At 67.4% G+C, this 15,054-nt stretch carries 15 protein-coding genes; 7 read left to right on the forward strand and 8 right to left on the reverse strand.

What is annotated here, in order from left to right:
- Positions 1-236: 236 nt before the first annotated feature.
- Complete coding sequence (locus tag DIE03_RS22790; RefSeq protein WP_124454269.1) at positions 237-1,508, reverse strand: MFS transporter; 1,272 nt, start codon at positions 1,506-1,508, stop codon at positions 237-239.
- 183 nt (positions 1,509-1,691) lie between these two features.
- Between DIE03_RS22790 and DIE03_RS22795 the strand changes: the two genes are divergently transcribed.
- Positions 1,692-2,378: a hypothetical protein gene (locus DIE03_RS22795; protein WP_124454271.1), complete on the forward strand. Its 687-nt coding sequence runs from the start codon at positions 1,692-1,694 to the stop codon at positions 2,376-2,378.
- Positions 2,379-2,403: 25 nt separating this feature from the next.
- Here DIE03_RS22795 and DIE03_RS22800 read toward each other — a convergent pair whose 3' ends face one another.
- The 4 genes from DIE03_RS22800 to DIE03_RS22815 form a co-directional block, all read right to left on the reverse strand.
- Positions 2,404-3,489 (reverse strand): ATP-binding protein, encoded by a 1,086-nt coding sequence (locus DIE03_RS22800; protein ID WP_124454274.1) that lies wholly within the window; start codon positions 3,487-3,489, stop codon positions 2,404-2,406.
- Positions 3,486-4,223 (reverse strand): response regulator, encoded by a 738-nt coding sequence (locus DIE03_RS22805; RefSeq protein WP_124454276.1) that lies wholly within the window; start codon positions 4,221-4,223, stop codon positions 3,486-3,488. The genes DIE03_RS22800 and DIE03_RS22805 overlap by 4 nt, the downstream gene beginning before the upstream one ends.
- Before the next feature lie 354 nt (positions 4,224-4,577).
- Positions 4,578-4,733, reverse strand: a complete 156-nt coding sequence (locus DIE03_RS22810) for a DUF3309 family protein (protein WP_034185249.1) — start codon at positions 4,731-4,733, stop codon at positions 4,578-4,580.
- A 138-nt stretch (positions 4,734-4,871) separates the two neighbouring features.
- The gene (locus DIE03_RS22815; protein ID WP_124454278.1) at positions 4,872-5,063 is read right to left on the reverse strand and encodes a DUF1737 domain-containing protein; all 192 of its coding nucleotides are present in this window, start codon (positions 5,061-5,063) and stop codon (positions 4,872-4,874) included.
- 175 nt (positions 5,064-5,238) lie between these two features.
- Between DIE03_RS22815 and DIE03_RS22820 the strand changes: the two genes are divergently transcribed.
- From DIE03_RS22820 to DIE03_RS22845, 6 genes are all read left to right on the forward strand, one after another.
- Complete coding sequence (locus DIE03_RS22820) at positions 5,239-5,913, forward strand: histidine phosphatase family protein (protein ID WP_124454279.1); 675 nt, start codon at positions 5,239-5,241, stop codon at positions 5,911-5,913.
- A 19-nt stretch (positions 5,914-5,932) separates the two neighbouring features.
- On the forward strand, positions 5,933-6,964 hold the full coding sequence (locus tag DIE03_RS22825; RefSeq protein WP_124454282.1) for a phosphotransferase: 1,032 nt from the start codon (positions 5,933-5,935) through the stop codon (positions 6,962-6,964).
- 69 nt (positions 6,965-7,033) lie between these two features.
- Entirely contained in the window at positions 7,034-7,798 is a 765-nt protein-coding gene (locus DIE03_RS22830) for an SDR family oxidoreductase (protein ID WP_124454284.1), read from the forward strand.
- A gap of 7 nt (positions 7,799-7,805) precedes the next feature.
- A complete protein-coding gene (locus DIE03_RS22835) occupies positions 7,806-8,564 on the forward strand; it encodes an SDR family NAD(P)-dependent oxidoreductase (protein ID WP_124454286.1) in 759 nt (252 codons plus the stop codon).
- A gap of 39 nt (positions 8,565-8,603) precedes the next feature.
- Positions 8,604-9,848, forward strand: coding sequence for an acyl-CoA dehydrogenase family protein (locus tag DIE03_RS22840; RefSeq protein ID WP_124454288.1), 1,245 nt, complete (start codon positions 8,604-8,606; stop codon positions 9,846-9,848).
- Positions 9,849-9,909: 61 nt separating this feature from the next.
- Positions 9,910-10,815, forward strand: a complete 906-nt coding sequence (locus DIE03_RS22845) for a LysR family transcriptional regulator (protein ID WP_124454290.1) — start codon at positions 9,910-9,912, stop codon at positions 10,813-10,815.
- A gap of 43 nt (positions 10,816-10,858) precedes the next feature.
- On the opposite strand, the gene DIE03_RS22850 is transcribed toward DIE03_RS22845, so the two are convergent.
- From DIE03_RS22850 to DIE03_RS22860, 3 genes are all read right to left on the reverse strand, one after another.
- Entirely contained in the window at positions 10,859-11,986 is a 1,128-nt protein-coding gene (locus tag DIE03_RS22850; protein ID WP_124454292.1) for a J domain-containing protein, read from the reverse strand.
- A 109-nt stretch (positions 11,987-12,095) separates the two neighbouring features.
- The gene (locus tag DIE03_RS22855) at positions 12,096-12,419 is read right to left on the reverse strand and encodes a DUF4148 domain-containing protein (RefSeq protein WP_124454294.1); all 324 of its coding nucleotides are present in this window, start codon (positions 12,417-12,419) and stop codon (positions 12,096-12,098) included.
- Positions 12,420-12,572: 153 nt separating this feature from the next.
- Positions 12,573-14,957 carry a DNA polymerase II gene (locus DIE03_RS22860; protein ID WP_124454296.1) on the reverse strand — a complete coding sequence of 795 codons (2,385 nt, stop codon included), beginning with the start codon at positions 14,955-14,957 and terminating at the stop codon, positions 12,573-12,575.
- Positions 14,958-15,054 lie beyond the last annotated feature (97 nt).

The raw sequence follows: 15,054 nt of genomic DNA on the forward strand, positions 1-15,054 counted from the left end.
GTCAACCGCGCTGGCCGAGCAGGCCCGTCAAGCCCATCAAGCCCATCAAGCCCATCAAGCCCATCAAGCCCATCAAGCCGAACCAGCCGAACCAGCCGAACCAGCCGAACCAGCCGAACCAGCCGAACCAGCCGAACCAGCCGAGCCAGCCAAGCCACCCCCAGCGCGGAACGCGGTGAAGCGTGATGGCGATGCCGGCGAGGCGGCCGAGGCAGGCGAACCCGAAGCGAACCGCTTTAGCGCGCCGACGGCGCGGCCGGCGCGTCGGCGAGCGTCGGCATCGTTTCGGACAGCGTGCGGTCCGGGCGGATCCGCAGCGCGGCGACGATCCCGATCAACAGCATCGCGACCGAGCCGATGAACGGCACCGTCCAGCTGCCAGTGCGGTCGACAAGGTAGCCGAACAGGATCGGCGACAGAATCCCCGAGATCGCGGAACCGGCGTTCATCATCCCGCTCGCGATACCGGCATGGGTCGGCGCGATGTCGCTCGGCACGGCCCAGATCGGCCCGATCGTCAGTTCGAGGCACAGGAACGACCCGGACAGGCACAGCGCGACGCCGGCCGTCGAGTGGACGACCGCCAGCGGCAGCAGGCAGACGAGCGCGCCGACGAAGCTCGTGACGATCACGCTCTGGCGCGACAGCGCGAGGTTGCCGGTCTTCCGGTAGATGCGGTCGCAGAGCCAGCCGCCGAGCGTGTCGCCGACCACACCCGCGAAGAACACGCCGGACGCGAACAGCGCGGTCGATTTCAGGTTCAGGCCCTGGCCGTTCAGGAAGAACGTCGGCAGCCATGTGAAGAACAGCCACGCGGTCCAGCCGTAGCAGAAGTAGACGAAGATGGTGGGCGCCATCCGGCGGAACAGCGGCCCCCAAGGCGTCGGGCCGGACGGTGCGGCAGGGCGCGCGGCGCGCGTGCGGCCGTCGTCGTCGCCGAGCGGATGCTCGCGGAAACCGACGATCCACCACGCGAGCCAGACGAGCGTGACTGCGCCGATCACGAAGAACGCCGCGCGCCACGACAGCCAGGTCATCAGCGCGGCGACGATGGGCGGCGTGACCGCGTTGCCGAGCCGCGAGAACGAATGCGTGAAGCCCTGCACGACGCCGCGCCGCTCGCGCGGGAACCAGTGCGTGATCGCGCGGGCCTGGGCCGGTAGCGTCGCGCCTTCGCCGATGCCGAGCAGCAGGCGCGCGGCGAACAACAGCCCGAGGCTGTGCACGAGCCCCGTCGTGAAGGTGGAGACGACCCAGATCAGCCCGCAGCCGATCAGCGTGATGCGGGCGCCGAACCGGTCGGCGATCCAGCCGCCGCCGATCTGGCAGATTGCGTACGAATATGCGAACGCGGAGAATGCGACGCCGAGTTCGGTATTCGACAGGCCGAGCTCGGCCTTGATCGCGCCGGCCGCGGTCGCGAGGTTGACGCGGTCGACGTAGAGGATGAACGAAAGCGCGCACAGCAGCCACAGCGTGTGGCGCCGTTGACGATGGTCGTTGGGCATGTGTCTCACTCCATTTTCGTGCGCGGCGTTGCAATGACGCGGCGTTCACGGGCGAGGCCAGCATCGCGCGGCGGCCGAGACAGTGTCTAATGAATCTTTTGGATCAATTGATAACCTGCGGCATTCATTCCTGTTTCAGCCGCGCCGGACCGACAGACGCAACGGAACACCACGGGTGACGAATTGACCGACAACGACGAACTTTCACTCCGCCCGGAGAGCCGCTTCTGGCAGCTCGCGCCGGTGAGATGGTGGATCCGCGGGCACGGCCGCGACGGCTATTCGTTCCGCCTGCTGCTGTGCCCGCTCGCGATCGTGTTCGCGCTCGAATTCGTCTGCATGATGGTCGACGCGCTTTACACCAGCATCGCGGTCAGCGCGGTCGCGACGCTGTTCCTCGGCTTCGCCGGCTTCTACGGCGCGCAGCGCGAATGGCTGATGACGGCGGCCCCCGCCCGCGCGCTCGTGAAGGCCCGCATGAAGAAGGCGGCCGAGCGGCTCGCGTCGCTCGGCGTCGGCGCGACCGTGCTCGCGATCTTCGTCGCCGCGACGTCGCTGTCGCTCGTGATGTCGGGCCAGCCGGTGCTGGACAGCGTGTCGAAGGATGCGGTGTCGATCTTCATCGCGCTGGTGTTCCTGCCCGTGTACGTGTCCGGTGCGGTGCGCAAGCTGGCGATCGCGCGGATCGAGGAGCTGGAGGCGCTGCGTAACGCGACGGTCGGCGTGAAACTGAAATTCGACCGGGCCGGCGCCGTGCGCGCGGTGGTCGTGCAGGGCGCGGCAGGGAAAGGGACGGTGTCCGTGACGGAGTACGCGATGCTCGGGTTCGGCCCGCCGCTCGAACAGGTCGGGCGCGAACCGCGCGCGTGAAGGTGTAAAGGTGTAAGGGCGCGCGTTACGCCGGGAACCGTTCGCCGTCGGGCGCCGGCACGAGGTCGTCGGGCCACTGCACCTCGAACCGCGTGCCGCCCGCGCCGGTTGGCACGCACAGCGCTTCGCCGCGGTGCGCATGCGCGATCGCCGCGACGACGGCGAGCCCGAGGCCCGTGCCGCCGGGTTGCGACTCGTCGACGCGCCGGAACGCCTGGAACACGTGCGGCGCGAAATCGGCCGCGATGCCGGGGCCGTCGTCCTCGACGCGCAGCCGGCACATGCCGTTCTCGATGCGCGTCTGGATCCGGATCGCGCCGGGCACCGCGTGGCGGCGGGCGTTTTCCAGCAGTGCCAGCAATGCCTGGCGGATGCGGACCGGGTCGCAGCGCATGCGGCGCGGGTCGAGATCGAGTTCCGGATGCTGGCCGGCGGCCTGCAGCGCGTGCGCGAACACGTCGACCACGGCGCGCACCTCGGCGGCGAGGTCGGTGTCGCGGATCTCGATGCTCAGGTGGCCGCTGTCGGCGAGGCTGACCACGCGCAGATCCTCGATCAGCCGCGTCAACCCTTCGACCTGCGCGAGCAGGCTGCGGAACAGCGCTTCGCTCGGCGTGAACACGCCTTCGGCGAGCCCCTGCAGCCGCCCGCGCAGCACGGTCACGGGCGTGCGCAGTTCATGCGCGATCGCCGCGTTCCAGAACGTCTGCTCGTCGGTCACGCGCTGCAGCTCGCTCGCGAGCGCATTGAAGTTGTCGGCGAGCAGCGCCGCTTCCTTCAACGAACGGTCTCCGGCGACGGCCCGCGCACCCAGATCGCCGCGCGCGACGCGGCGGATGCTGTCCGTCACCGAATTGAGCGGCACAAGGATGCGGCGCGACAGGTTGATCGCGACGACGACCGCGATCAACAGGCCGACCAGCGTGGTCGAGGTGATCCACACCCATTCCGGCCCGCTCGGAAGCCAGCTTTCCGGCTGGAACGACTGCGGCGAGTACTGGTACAGCAGGTAGTAGAACGCATAGGCCGTCACGACGATCAGCACCGTGATGCCGAAGGCGATCGCGCCCATCGTCAGCGCGATCTGGCGGCTCAGGCCGTCGAGTTTCACTCGCCGCTCCACAGTTTGTAGCCGACGCCGCGCACGCTCGCCGGTACGCCGGCGACGCCGAGATCGTCGAGCTTCTTGCGCAGCTTGCTGACGTGGCTGTCCACGGTGCGCTCCAGCGCATCGCCTTCCGGCAGGCAGGTGGCCATCAGCTCGGCGCGGCTGAACACGCGGCGAGGCGCACGCGCGAGTTGCGCGAGCAGCTTGAATTCGGTGAGCGTCAGCACGAGCGTGTGGCGCGTGCCGTCGACTTCGACCGTCGCTTCGTGGTGCTCGAGATCGATCTCGAACGGCGCGGCGCGCAGCACGCGCTGTTCTTCCTGACGCGAGCCGGCCATCGACCGGCGCAGCACGGCCTGTGCGCGCGCGACGACTTCGGCCGGGTTGAACGGCTTGACCACGTAGTCGTCGGCGCCGATGCGCAGCCCGGTCAGCTTGTCGATGTCCTGGTCGAGCGCCGTCAGCATGATGACCGGCGTGTCGCCGCGATGGCGGATTTCGGCGAGCACCTTCCAGCCGTCGACGTGCGGCATCTGCACGTCGAGCAGCACGAGGTCGGGTTTCAGCGACAGGTGGAGTTCGAGCGCGCGGCGGCCGTCGGCGGCGTGTACGGTGCGCAGGCCGTTGCGCGCGAAGTAGGCGATCAGGATCTCGGCGATCTCGGGTTCGTCCTCGGCGATGAGGACGAGCGCTTGCGCGCCGTGGCCGGCGCCGGGAGATGAAGAAAAGTCGGGCATGGCCACTCGTTCAGATCCATCGGGGTTCCATCAGGTCGCCATACTACCGTATGGCCAAATCCGCCGAACGGAGGCCGGAGGGGCGTGTGAGTCTGCGCGCAACGTGCCGTATTGCGCGCAGCAGAGGGATCACCCGATGGCGCGTCTGCACATCGGAGGGGGCCTCCACGAGAAATGGCGCACGTGATCGCGACACACCGTGTCCGTGGGCGGGCGGACCCGAATCGAGCGAACGCGCGAGTAAGCGTATGCGATGCCGCTGCGTTTCCCTTTACGACTTACTTTCGCGTGTAAAGAAGTCACGATGGCGATATCGGAGCGCGCGTGCCCATGCAGCGGCACGCGCGTCCGGACTCAGATGCGACCGAGCAGCACCAGTATCACGACAATGACGACGATCAGCCCGACGGTCCCCGATGGCCAGTAGCCCCAGCTTCGGCTATGCGGCCATGAAGGAAATGCCCCGATGAGCAGCAGAATCAGAACGATGATGAGGATCGTACCGAGCATCGCATCCCTCCTGGATTTATTCGACACGGTGTCCGACATCGCAATTCGCGTGCCGCACGGCCGGCGCCTGTGAATCCTTGGGTGCCGATGCCGGATCGGGCGATGCGCGGCAGGGCGATCGGGGTTACGCGCCGGCGCTCATGCGTCGCTGTCCGGCCAGAGCAATGCTTGGGCGACGACGACGTGATCGCCGTTGAAGGTGGCGGCGGGCGATCCGTACAGGCGATAGCCGAGCGCCAGCGCGTCCGACACACGATGGCAAAACGCGGCGTCGTCCTTGCCCGTCAGCAGGCGGTAGCGGGGCAGGTCGTTCGGCGGGGAATGCGACATGGGCGGGACTCCTGTGAAGGGGGCGGATCGCGCAGTATAAGTCGGACGATCCCACGGCGCGTCTTAAGGCGGCGGCACGGGAATTGACGATGTGAATACCCGCTCATTCACCAAATAAATTTTAAAAATGGTCGCCGGCTCGCTATGCTGAATCCTTCACTCAGGCGGGCATGCAATGGCTGAACTCTTTCTGGTACGGCACGGGCAGGCGTCATTCGGCACCGACGACTACGACCGGCTTTCTCCTGCCGGCGAGCAGCAGGGCGCCTGGCTCGGCGAATACTTCGCGCGGCAGGGCCTGGCGTTCGACCGCGTGATCTGCGGCACGATGACCCGCCACGCGCAGACGGTTGACGCGATCCTGCACGGGATGGGCCGCGAAGGCGTGCCGGTCGACCGCCATCCGGGCCTGAACGAATACGACTTCCATGGGCTGTTCGCAGCGGCCGCCCACGACTATCCCGAGATCGCACGGCTTGCCGCCGGTTCGATGAAGGAGCACTTCCGTGCGCTCCGGCAGGTGCTGCAGCTTTGGACCGAGGACAAGCTCGGCGACGCGGCCCCCGAAACCTGGTCGCATTTCCAGCAGCGCGTGGCCGATGCACGCGCCGCGATCCGCCACGGCGGCGGCCAGCGCGTGCTCGCGGTGAGCTCCGGCGGCCCGATCGCGGTGACCGTCCAGCAGGTGCTCGCTGCGCCGCCGTCGAGCGCGATCGCGCTGAACCTGCAGATCCGCAACAGCAGTCTTTCGCAGTTTTTCTTCAACGCCGATGCGTTCCACCTCGCGTCGTTCAACGGCATCCCGCACCTTGAGGATCCCGAACGGTACACATGGCGGACCTACGGCTGACCCACGAACGATCGCGACGATGACGAACCCTTCCCAGCAACTCGACGTAGCCCGCCTCACGCGCTATCTGGAAACGCACGTGCCGGGCTTCGAAGGCCCGGTCGACACGGAGAAGTTTGCCGGCGGCCAGTCGAACCCGACTTTCCTGCTGAACGCGAAGAGCGGCCGCTACGTGCTGCGTCGCCAGCCGCCGGGCGAACTGCTGAAATCCGCGCATGCGGTCGACCGCGAATTCCGCGTGCTGACCGCGCTGTCTTGCACCGCGGTGCCGGTCGCGCGCCCGTATCACCTCTGCGAAGACCGCGACGTGATCGGCAGCCTGTTCTACGTGATGAGTTTCGAGGATGGCCGGATCTTCTGGGATCCCGCGCTGCCGGAACTGCCGCAGGCCGATCGCGCGACCTGCTACGACGCGCTGCTGCAGACGATGGCCGCGCTGCACGACGTCGATGTCGATGCGGTGGGCCTCGCCGACTACGGCCGCCCCGGCAACTACTTCGAACGCCAGATCGGCGTGTGGACCAAGCAGTATCGCGCGGCCGAAACCGGGCGCCTCGACGCGATGGAAACGCTGATCGACTGGCTGCCGAAGGCGTGCCCCGAGGACACGGGCCGGCCGGCGCTGGTGCACGGCGATTTCCGGATCGACAACCTGATGTTCGCGCGCGACGGCTATCGCGTGCAGGCCGTGCTCGACTGGGAACTGTCGACGCTCGGCAACCCGCTCGCCGACCTCGCGTATTTCTGCATGTGCCTGCGGCTGCCGTCAGGCGGGCAGGTGCGCGGGCTCGCGGGCCAGGATCGCGCGACGCTCGGCATTCCTGACGAAGCGGCGATCGTCGCGCGCTATTGCGAGCTGCGCGGCATCGCGCCGATCCGCGACTGGCACTTCTACCTCGCATTCAGTTTCTTCCGGCTCGCGGCAATCGCGCAGGGCGTGAAGGCGCGCGCGCTGCAGGGCAACGCATCGAGCGAGCAGGCGCTGCGCGTCGGCGAAATGGCCGGCCGGCTGGCCGAACTGGCCGTCGGCGTGATCGACGCGCATCGCTGATATCGGCACGAATCGCAACGCGCGCCGAGCGGCGACACGACAATCCAATCAATGGAGGAGCACAGCAACATGGCAACGAACCTGTTCGACCTGACGGGCAAGATCGCGCTGGTGACGGGCGCAAGCCGAGGCATCGGCGAGGAAATCGCGAAGCTGCTCGCGGAGCAGGGCGCGCACGTGATCGTGTCGAGCCGCAAGCTCGACGACTGCCGGGCCGTGGCCGACGCGATCGTCGCGGCGGGCGGCCGCGCCGAGGCGCTGGCGTGCCACGTCGGGCGCCTGGAGGATATCGCCGCGACGTTCGAGCATATCCGCGGCAAGCACGGGCGGCTCGACATCCTCGTGAACAACGCGGCGGCAAACCCGTATTTCGGGCACATCCTCGACACCGATCTCGCCGCGTACGACAAGACCGTCGACGTGAACATCCGCGGCTACTTCTTCATGTCGGTCGAAGCCGGCAAGCTGATGAAGGAACACGGCGGCGGCGCGATCGTCAACACGGCGTCGGTGAATGCGCTGCAACCGGGCGACCGGCAGGGCATCTACTCGATCACGAAGGCGGCCGTCGTCAACATGACGAAGGCGTTCGCGAAGGAGTGCGGGCCGCTCGGCATCCGCGTGAACGCGCTGCTGCCGGGGCTCACGAAGACGAAGTTCGCGGGCGCGCTGTTCGCCGACAAGGACATCTACGAGACGTGGAAGGCGAAGATCCCGCTGCAGCGCCATGCGGAGCCGCGCGAAATGGCCGGCACCGTGCTGTATCTCGTGTCGGATGCGGCGAGCTACACGAACGGCGAATGCATCGTCGTTGACGGCGGCCTGACGATCTGAGCGCGCGATGAAGATCGACAGCTACGCCGGCCAGGCCGTGATGATCACCGGCGCCGCGAGCGGCTTCGGCGCGCTGCTCGCGAGCGAACTCGCCGCGATGGGCGCGCGGCTCGCGCTCGGCGACCTGAACGGCGAGGCGCTCGAACGCGTGGCCGCGCCGCTGCGCGCGGCCGGCGCCGACGTGATCGCGCAGCGCTGCGACGTGCGCGTCGAAGCGGACGTCGCAGCGCTGGTGCATGAAGCCGTCGCGCGCTTCGGGCGGCTCGACGTCGGCATCAACAACGCGGGCATCGCGCCGCCGATGAAGGCGCTGATCGATACCGACGAAGCCGATCTCGACCTGAGCTTCGCGGTGAACGCGAAGGGCGTGTTCTTCGGGATGAAGCACCAGATCCGCCAGATGCTTACGCAGCGCGCAGGCGTGATCCTCAACGTCGCGTCGATGGCCGGTCTCGGCGGCGCGCCGAAGCTCGCCGCGTATGCGGCGTCGAAGCATGCGGTGGTCGGGCTCACGAAAACGGCTGCGCTCGAATATGCGCGCCACGGCATTCGCGTGAACGCGGTGTGCCCGTTCTACAGCACGACGCCGATGGTGACCGACAGCGAGATCGGCGACCGCCAGGACTTTCTCGCGCAAGGCTCGCCGATGAAGCGGCTCGGCAGGCCCGACGAAATCGTCGCGACGATGCTGACGCTGTGCGCGAAGGAAAACACTTATCTGACCGGGCAGGCCGTCGCCGTCGACGGCGGCGTCTCGGCCTTCTGAACCGAACGAACGGAAACACCGAATCTCGAGGAGTCGATCATGGAATTTGGCTACACCCCGAAAGTGGAAGCACTGCGCGAACGCGTGCGCGCATTCATGGACGCGCACATCGTGCCGCGCATCCGCCAGTGGAACGAGGAAGTCCATGCGGGCCAGTACCCGGTGTCGTTCATGGAGGAACTGAAGGAGCGCGCGAAGGCGGAAGGGCTGTGGAACCTGTTCCTGCCGCACCTGAAGGACGACGAGCCCGGCACGGGCCTGACGAACCTCGAATACGCGCCGCTCGCCGAGATCATGGGGCGCGTGGGCTGGGCATCGGAAGTGTTCAACTGCAACGCACCGGACACCGGCAACATGGAGCTGCTGCACATGTTCGCGACGCCCGAGCAGCGTGAACAGTGGCTGCTGCCGCTCTTGCGCGGCGAGATCCGCTCGGCGTTCGCAATGACGGAGCCCGACGTCGCGTCGTCGGACGCGACGAACATCACGACGCGCATCGAGCGCGCGGGCGACGAGTACGTGATCAACGGCCGCAAGTGGTTCATCACGAACGCCGCGCATCCGAACTGCAAGATCTTCATCGTGATGGGGAAGACCGATCCCGAGGCCGAGTCGCACCAGCAGCAGAGCATGATCCTCGTGCCGCGCGACACGCCGGGCGTGACGGTCGTGCGCAACATCACGGTCGTCAATCACTACGCACCGGAAGGGCACTGCGAGATCACGTTCGACAACGTGCGCGTGCCGGCGCGCAACCTGCTCGGCGAGGAAGGCAGCGGCTTCGCGCTCGCGCAGGCGCGCCTCGGGCCGGGCCGCATCCACCACTGCATGCGCTCGATCGGCGCGGCCGAGCTGGCGCTGGAATTGATGGTCGACCGCGCGCAGTCGCGCGTCGCGTTCGGCAAGCCGCTGAACCGGCACGGCACCGTCGGCGAATGGATCGCGCGCTCGCGGATCGAGATCGACCAGGCGCGCCTGCTCGTGCTGAAGGCCGCGTGGATGATCGACAAGGTCGGCGCGAAGGCCGCGCGCAAGGAGATCTCGATGATCAAGGCGCTCGTGCCGACCGTCTATACCGATGTGTGCGACCGCGCGATGCAGGTGTTCGGCGCGGCGGGGTTGAGCCCCGATACGCCGCTCGCCGATCTGTGGACCTGGGGCCGCGCGCTACGCTTCGCCGACGGCCCGGACGAGGTGCACCTGCAGGCCATTGCGCGGATGGAGATCAAGGACGGCGAGCCCGGTTCGACCGCGCCGTACCTGACGCCGCCGCTGCGCGGTTGAGCGCGGCGACGTGGACGAACGAATGGCGCCCGCCGTAAGATCTCGGCAAGGAGATCCGGCGATGCGCCTTACGAAGATTGATCTGAACCTGTTCGTCGTATTCGAGGCGATCTACAACAAGCGCAACCTGACGCGCGCGGCCGAGGTGCTGAACCTCACGCAGCCGGCCGTCAGCAATGCGCTGGCACGGCTGCGCAAGACGCTGGACGATCCGCTGTTCGTCAGCACGCCGGCCGGGATGATGCCGACGCCGATGGCCGAGAACATCGTCGGCCGCGTGCGCGAGGCGCTGCAACTGCTCGATTCGAGCGCGCACGAAGGCGACGTGTTCGATCCGGCGTCGTCCGAGCGCGTGTTCCGGCTCAGCATGAGCGACCTGACCGAAGCGCTGCTGCTGCCCGCGCTCGGCGAACTGCTGCAGACGCAGGCGCCCGGCATGCACGTGCGCAGCTACACGATGGACCGCCGCGAAGTCGCGACCGCGCTCGCGAACGGTTCCGTCGATATCGCGATCGACGCGCCGCTGATCGGCGATCCGCATCTGCACCAGGCGCTGCTCGTGCAGGACCGCTATGCATGCATGATCCGCGACGATCATCCGTTCAGGGGCGACACGCTCACCATGGACGACTACCTGTCGATGGGGCACATCCACGTGTCGAGCCGCCGCAAGGGCAGCGGGCACGTCGATGCCGAGCTGACGCGGCTCGGGCTGCGCCGCAACATCCAGATGCGCGTGCAGCACTACATGGTCGCGCCGCTGATCGCGATGCGCGGCGATCTCGCACTGACGGCGCCGCTGCGGCTGCTGCAGCGCTATCCCGCGCGCATCCTCGAACTGCCGTTCGAGATGCCGGGGCTCGATTACTTCTGCTACTGGCACCGCAGCGCCGATCAGGACCAGGGCAGCCGGTGGCTGCGCGAGCAGCTGATGACGTTGATGGGCGGGATCGGCGAGGTGCGGTGACGGGTGGGGCGTGCGCGTCGCACGTTCGTCCGCCCTTGCCGGGTCAATACGAATCGTCGTCGAAGCGCGACGAAGCCGGCCGGCGCTTCATGTCCTTCAGCCAGTCGCGGACGTTGTCCGGATCCTCGAACTCGCGCAGCGCCACGGTCAGGTCCTGGTTGCTCCGCTGCATGCCGGCGATATCGCGCGTGAGCATCCGCATCACGGTATCGGGCGCGACCTTCGTGGACGACGCGATGCCGTACGTTCGCCTGAAATCGTTCTCGACGTGCACGATCTCCTGATCCAGTTCGCGGATCTGCTCCTCCAGGATGCCGTTGTAGCGCGTCAGTCGCGCTTCGCTCAGGCCGTCGATCGCGCGCCGGTCGATCTGTTCGATTTCCAGCTGCAGTTCCAGCAGTTGCAGCAGATTGCCCTTCGCGTACGCGTGGTTGACCCGCTGCATCAGCACGGTCTTGCGTTCCTGCTCTTGCGGATCGGTTTCGCGATCGGGGTGCAGCGCGCTCGCGAGCTTGCGATAGATCTCGCGGATCGACTTGCTCGATTCGGCCTGCTCGGCTTCGCGCCTGGCGGTTGCGGCCGATTGCCGGGGCGCTTTCTTGCGCTTCGCGCGCTGCGCCTCCCGGGCCTCGTGGGCGGCCATGTCGCGCTCGAACTGCTCGTCGAGTTCGGCTTGCATGCGCTCGGCGAGTTCGTCGGGCGACAGCGCGTCGAGATCGTCCGCAGGTTCAGCGGCAGGCATCGGCCCCGGTTTCTGCGTTGCCGGTGTGCGGTCGGTCGCTGAGGGGGCGTCGTCGCCCGATGCGCTGTGCCGGTTGTAAATGACTTTCAACGCAGCGTCGTCGCTGAAATCCAGCAGGTTGCGCGCCATATCGGCGATCAGCCCCGACAGCGTGCGCTGCTCGGCCTTGCTCAAGCCCTTCTGCAGGAACGCGTCGTCGAGCAGATTGAGCAACCTGATCCGCAACGCCGTCGACGCCTGTTCGAGCGGCAGCAGCCCGTCGACGTATTTCTTCTGGAAGGCCGGCATCACGGCGTCCCACGCGGCGAGACGCTCGCGCCGCTTTTCGATCTGCTTGACGAGCGTATTGAACGTGCTCTGGGCTTTCGACAGGCTGGCTGTCTCGTGTCCGGGTGCGATGGCGACCGCGGCACCGCGACGTGCGGTCATGATCAAATTCCTCCAGCCGCGGCGGGACGCGCAGCAGGCCGGTATTTTAGCCGGACGGGCTGCGGAGCGGCCCGCAAGGGCGCTTTCCCCCGCAGCGGCCAGCGGCGCGTTACTGCTTCACTGTCGCAACGGCCGCTGCGCCCGACTCCGCGTCCGGTGCACCGTTCGACCCGTAGGCCGCTTCGGCGCTCTTGCGTTCGGCGAGGCGCTTGGCGGCAAGGCGTTCCTGCGCGGCGACGATGTCGCCCGGATAGTTCTCGCCGTCGGCGGCGATCGGCTCGTAGCCGACCGATTCGAGGTCGAACAGCTCCTGGCGTACCTGGGCGCGCGTGAGCGTGGAGTGCGACGACTGTGCGTACGACACGGCCGGTGCGGCGAGGAGAACGGTGGCGGTAGCGGCGGCGGTGGCGATAGTGGCGATGATGGATTTCACGGTTTCCTCAGACGGTTTCGTTGCGGTTCGGCACGCATTTGCGTGGCTGAACCGACGCCACAAGTTTAGGAACCCGGACGGCCCGGATAAATGGAGAATCCGTGCCAGCTGTGTTACAGAACGAGCAAGAGTGGATGGGGCGGTACCGTTGCGTCAGTCGCCGAACAGTTGCCCTTGTCCGGAGATCACGCGCTCGAAATCGTCCCGCAGGAACGGCAGGATCGCATCGGCAACCGGCTGAAGCTGGCGGCTGAGGTAGAACGCATAGTCGATCGGCGCACACATCGTTTCGAGCGGCTCGGGGCCGGCCGTCGTCATCACGTAGCTGATCCAGCCGCCGCGCTGATACTGCAGCGGCCGGCCCTGCGCGAGGTTGAACTCGTCGGCGATCCGCGCCGCACGCACGTGCGGCGGCACGTTGCGTTCGTATTCGCGCAGCGGCCGGCGCACGCGCTTGCGGTAGACGAGCTGGTCGTCGAATTCGCCGGCCAGCGTGCGCTGTACGTAGTCGCGAATGAAATCCTGGTACGGCTCGCGCCGGAACACGCGCCGGTACAACTCGCGCTGGAACTGCTGCGCGAGCGGCGTCCAGTCGGTGCGCACCGTTTCGAGCCCCTTGAACACGAGGTCCTCGCTGCCGTCGGCCGCGGCCGCGAGGCCCGCGTAGCGCTTCTTGCTGCCTTCTTCCGCGCCGCGCACGGTCGGCATCAGGAAGCGGCGGTAATGCCGCTCGTATTGCAGCTCCAGCGCGCTGTCGAGCCCGAAGTGGTCGCGCAGGTGCGCCTGCCACCAGCGGTTCACGTGCGCGACGAGCGCGCGGCCCTTGGCGCCGGCTTCGTCGTCATCATGCGCGCGGCCGAGCCACACGAACGTCGAATCGGTATCGCCGTAGATCACTTCGTATCCCTGGGCTTCGATCAGCTCGCGCGTGCGATGCATGATCTCGTGGCCGCGCATCGTGATCGACGACGCGAGGCGCGGGTCGAAGAAGCGGCAGCCCGTCGAGCCGAGCACGCCGTAGAACGAATTCATGATGATCTTCAGCGCCTGCGACAGCGGTGCGTTGCGTTGCCGCTTCGCGTCGTCGCGGCCTTCCCATACGCGGCGCACGACGTCGGGCAGGCAGTGCGCGGTGCGCGAGAAGCGCGCGCCGAGGAAGCCGGGCACCGACGCTTCCTCGCCGGGGTTGGCGAGCCCTTCGATCAGGCCGACCGGATCGATCAGGAAGGTGCGGATGATCGACGGATAAAGGCTCTTGTAGTCGAATACGAGCACCGAGTCGTACAGGCCGGGGCGCGAATCCATCACGAAGCCGCCGGGGCTGTTCTGTCCCGTCACGTCGCCGAGGTTCGGCGCGACATAGCCGAGCCGGTGCATGCGCGGCAGGTACAGGTGCGTGAACGCAGCGACCGAGCCGCCGGTGCGATCGGCCGCGAGGCCCGTGACGCTCGCGCGTTCGAGTGCGAAGGCCAGCAGGCCGGCCTTGTCGAAGATGCGCGTGACGAGTTCGCAGTCCTTCAGGTTGTAGCGCGCGAGCGCGGGCTTGTCGTGATCGAAGCGGCGCTGGATCTCGTCCATCCGCTGGTACGGGTTGTCGATCGACTTGCCTTCGCCGAGCAGCGCCTGCGACACGTATTCGAGGCTGAACGACGGGAACGTCCACGTCGCGGATTTCAGCATGTCGATGCCGTCGAGGATCAGCCGGCCGGCTGCGCCTGCGAAGAAATGGTCGGGCTGCTGGCCGTGCGCGCGCCAGTCGAGCACGCTGCCGCCGCGCCCGAGCTTCAGCGGGATGCCGTATTGCTCCGAATGCGCGTGCAGGATGCGCAGGTCGAATTGCACGAGGTTCCAGCCGATTACCGCGTCGGGATCGTGTGTTTCGAACCAGTCGTTGAGCCGCGTGAGTATCGCGGCCCGGCTGTCGCAGTAGTCGAGGGTGAAGTCGAGCGCGCCTGCATCGCCGCTCGCGTCGCCGTTCGGCGGGCCGAGCATGTAGACCTGCCGTTGCCCGCAGCCTTCGAGCGCGATCGAATACAGCTCGCCGTGGACGCTGGTTTCGATGTCGAGCGACACGCAGCGCAGCGTCGGGCGGTAGTTGTCGGCGGGCTTCAACTCGCAACCGGTCAACGTGCCGTCGCGGCCGGGCTGGCCGCGGAACTGCACGGAGGCCGTGATGAAGCGCTCCATCGCGTAGCGGTCGGGCGGCTGCACGTCGGCTTCGTAGACATCGACGCCGGCGGCGGCCAGGCGCTTCTGGAGCCCGGACAGATGGCGGTAGCGCTTGCAATAGAGGCCGACGACGGGGCGCTGCCGGAAGTCGCGCAGCGCGAGCGGGCGCAATTCGGCCTCGCGCTCGCCGGCCAGTGCGCGCTCGGCGAGCGCCTGCTGTTCGGCGGGAATGAACGCGACGGCTTCCTGCGGGCGCAGGCGCACGCGGCGCGGACCGTGTTCGGTTGCCAGCCAGAACTCGATCTCGATGCCGGATGCGGTGTCCCGCCAGTGGCGGGTGAGGATGAAACCGTGCTCGAACGCCGTCAAAACGCTTGCTCGTTGTGGATGCTCAGGCGGCGGATTTTAGCGCTTGAATGGCGGTCGTGCCGACTGGAGCGAGCGTGGCAACAGGTGGCAGGAAGCC

Source organism: Burkholderia sp. Bp8992, from assembly GCF_003853705.1.
Taxonomy (GTDB): Bacteria; Pseudomonadota; Gammaproteobacteria; order Burkholderiales; family Burkholderiaceae; genus Burkholderia.

Excerpts from the sequence above, each read along its gene's own strand:
- DIE03_RS22790 (WP_124454269.1), bottom strand. The coding sequence starts at position 1,508 with ATGCCCAACGACCATCGTCAACGGCGCCACACGCTGTGGCTGCTGTGC.
- DIE03_RS22805 (WP_124454276.1), bottom strand. The coding sequence starts at position 4,223 with ATGCCCGACTTTTCTTCATCTCCCGGCGCCGGCCACGGCGCGCAAGCG.
- DIE03_RS22810 (WP_034185249.1), bottom strand. The coding sequence starts at position 4,733 with ATGCTCGGTACGATCCTCATCATCGTTCTGATTCTGCTGCTCATCGGG.
- DIE03_RS22815 (WP_124454278.1), bottom strand. The coding sequence starts at position 5,063 with ATGTCGCATTCCCCGCCGAACGACCTGCCCCGCTACCGCCTGCTGACG.
- DIE03_RS22820 (WP_124454279.1), top strand. The coding sequence starts at position 5,239 with ATGGCTGAACTCTTTCTGGTACGGCACGGGCAGGCGTCATTCGGCACC.
- DIE03_RS22825 (WP_124454282.1), top strand. The coding sequence starts at position 5,933 with ATGACGAACCCTTCCCAGCAACTCGACGTAGCCCGCCTCACGCGCTAT.
- DIE03_RS22830 (WP_124454284.1), top strand. The coding sequence starts at position 7,034 with ATGGCAACGAACCTGTTCGACCTGACGGGCAAGATCGCGCTGGTGACG.
- DIE03_RS22835 (WP_124454286.1), top strand. The coding sequence starts at position 7,806 with ATGAAGATCGACAGCTACGCCGGCCAGGCCGTGATGATCACCGGCGCC.
- DIE03_RS22840 (WP_124454288.1), top strand. The coding sequence starts at position 8,604 with ATGGAATTTGGCTACACCCCGAAAGTGGAAGCACTGCGCGAACGCGTG.
- DIE03_RS22845 (WP_124454290.1), top strand. The coding sequence starts at position 9,910 with ATGCGCCTTACGAAGATTGATCTGAACCTGTTCGTCGTATTCGAGGCG.
- DIE03_RS22850 (WP_124454292.1), bottom strand. The coding sequence starts at position 11,986 with ATGACCGCACGTCGCGGTGCCGCGGTCGCCATCGCACCCGGACACGAG.